The organism is Aeromonas sp. R2-1 (genome assembly GCF_040908425.1).
Taxonomy (GTDB): domain Bacteria; phylum Pseudomonadota; class Gammaproteobacteria; order Enterobacterales; family Aeromonadaceae; genus Aeromonas; species Aeromonas caviae.
In genome coordinates this window covers 1-2063 of record NZ_JBFODR010000022.1, presented here as the reverse complement: position 1 = coordinate 2063, position 2063 = coordinate 1, and the positions used below count along the sequence as shown (strand labels likewise).

The 2063-nt window shown below is 54.5% G+C and carries 3 protein-coding genes; 2 read left to right on the top strand and 1 reads right to left on the bottom strand.

The window, feature by feature from the left end:
* Together tuf and gmhB are read left to right on the top strand one after the other, a co-directional pair.
* A partial coding sequence (gene tuf / locus AB5Y80_RS06185; RefSeq protein ID WP_017788708.1) for an elongation factor Tu occupies positions 1-1137 on the top strand: 1137 nt, incomplete at its 5' end.
* Positions 1138-1250: 113 nt separating this feature from the next.
* Entirely contained in the window at positions 1251-1793 is a 543-nt protein-coding gene (gene gmhB / locus AB5Y80_RS06180) for a D-glycero-beta-D-manno-heptose 1,7-bisphosphate 7-phosphatase (protein ID WP_010675946.1), read from the top strand.
* A 77-nt stretch (positions 1794-1870) separates the two neighbouring features.
* Here the strand turns inward: gmhB and AB5Y80_RS06175 are convergent.
* Positions 1871-2063: hypothetical protein (locus AB5Y80_RS06175; RefSeq protein WP_368172669.1), on the bottom strand; the 193-nt coding region annotated here is incomplete at its 5' end.

Genomic DNA, 2063 nt, shown 5'->3' with positions numbered 1-2063 from the left:
ACCATCGGCCACGTTGACCACGGTAAAACCACCCTGACCGCCGCCATCACCAACGTGCTGGCCAAGCACTTCGGTGGTAAAGCTTTCGCCTTCGACCAGATCGACAAGGCACCGGAAGAGCGTGAGCGTGGTATCACCATCAACACCTCCCACGTAGAATACGACACTGCTACCCGCCACTACGCCCACGTAGATTGCCCGGGTCACGCCGACTACGTTAAAAACATGATCACCGGTGCTGCCCAGATGGACGGCGCAATCCTGGTAGTAGCAGCGACTGACGGCCCGATGCCGCAGACTCGTGAGCACATCCTGCTGGGTCGTCAGGTAGGCGTTCCGTACATCATCGTGTTCATGAACAAGTGCGACATGGTAGATGACGAAGAGCTGCTGGAACTGGTCGAGATGGAAGTTCGCGAACTGCTGTCTGAGTACGACTTCCCGGGTGATGACCTGCCGGTAGTCCGTGGTTCCGCACTGAAAGCGCTGGAAGGCGAAGCTCAGTGGGAAGAGAAGATCCTGGAACTGGCTGGCCACCTGGACACCTACATTCCGGAGCCGGAGCGTGCCATTGACCAGCCGTTCCTGATGCCTATCGAAGACGTCTTCTCCATCGCAGGCCGTGGTACCGTAGTAACCGGTCGTGTAGAGCGCGGTATCGTCAAGGTTGGTGAAGAAGTGGAAATCGTTGGTATCAAAGATACCACCAAGACCACCTGTACCGGCGTTGAAATGTTCCGCAAACTGCTGGACGAAGGTCGTGCAGGTGAGAACGTTGGCGCGCTGCTGCGTGGCGTGAAGCGTGAAGACGTAGAGCGTGGTCAGGTACTGGCCAAGCCGGGCACCATCAAGCCGCACACCAAGTTCGAATCCGAAGTGTACGTGCTGTCCAAGGAAGAAGGCGGTCGTCACACTCCGTTCTTCAAGGGCTACCGTCCGCAGTTCTACTTCCGTACTACCGACGTGACCGGTACCATCGAACTGCCGGAAGGCGTAGAGATGGTCATGCCGGGCGACAACATCAAGATGGTTGTTACCCTGATTGCCCCGATCGCGATGGACGACGGCCTGCGTTTCGCCATCCGTGAAGGTGGCCGTACCGTAGGTGCTGGTGTTGTAGCTAAAGTTATCGCTTAATCGATACTTTATATGCACACATGAAAGGGGTGGCTTCGGCCACCCCTTTTACTTTTGGGGCTTTAATTGGCCTGTGAGATACTTTTGCGAAATCATCTATAGAGGTAGCTGCTGTGAGTAAACCCGCCATTTTTCTGGATCGCGATGGTGTCATCAACAAAGACACGGGTTATGTCAGCCAGGTTGATGACTTCCATTTTCTACCCGGGGTGATTGAGGCCATGCAATTGCTGAAGAAAAAAGGCTATTTGCTGGTCGTGGTGACCAACCAATCCGGTATCGCCCGCGGTTACTTCACGGAAGATGACTTCATGAACCTGACCGAGTGGATGGATTGGTCATTGGCCGATCGGGATGTGGATCTCGATGGTATCTACTTCTGCCCCCATCACCCGGATCACGGCGCCCCTTGCGACTGCCGCAAACCGGAACCCGGCATGCTGCTGTTGGCGCAGCAAGAGTTGGGCATCGACATGGACCGCTCTTATATGGTGGGTGACAAACCTTCGGACCTGAAAGCCGCCATCAATGCCAAGGTCGGTCACAAGATAATGGTCAGAACAGGCAAGCCGATTACTGATGCGGGGATTGAGCTGGCCGATGCCATCTACGACAACCTGCATGATTTTGCCGTTGCAGCGCCTGTCACAGGCTGATTTCGCTGGATTAAGATGCTTTTTGGTAGCTTTTTGGTAGCTTTTTGGTGGCTTTGTGAGCGGTTGAACGGTGAAAGTCATCTTTTTGCAATTATCCTCTTGCCAGAAAGTTTCAGCTCCCTATAATGCGCCTCCATCGACAGGGCAAGCGGCAACGCAAACAAGCCGGTCGGTGACCTCGAAAAGCCTTTGAAAATAAGGCTTGACTCGAGAAGGCGGTTGAGTAGAATGCCACTCCCGCAGCAGCCAAAAGCTGCGTCGCTCTTTAAC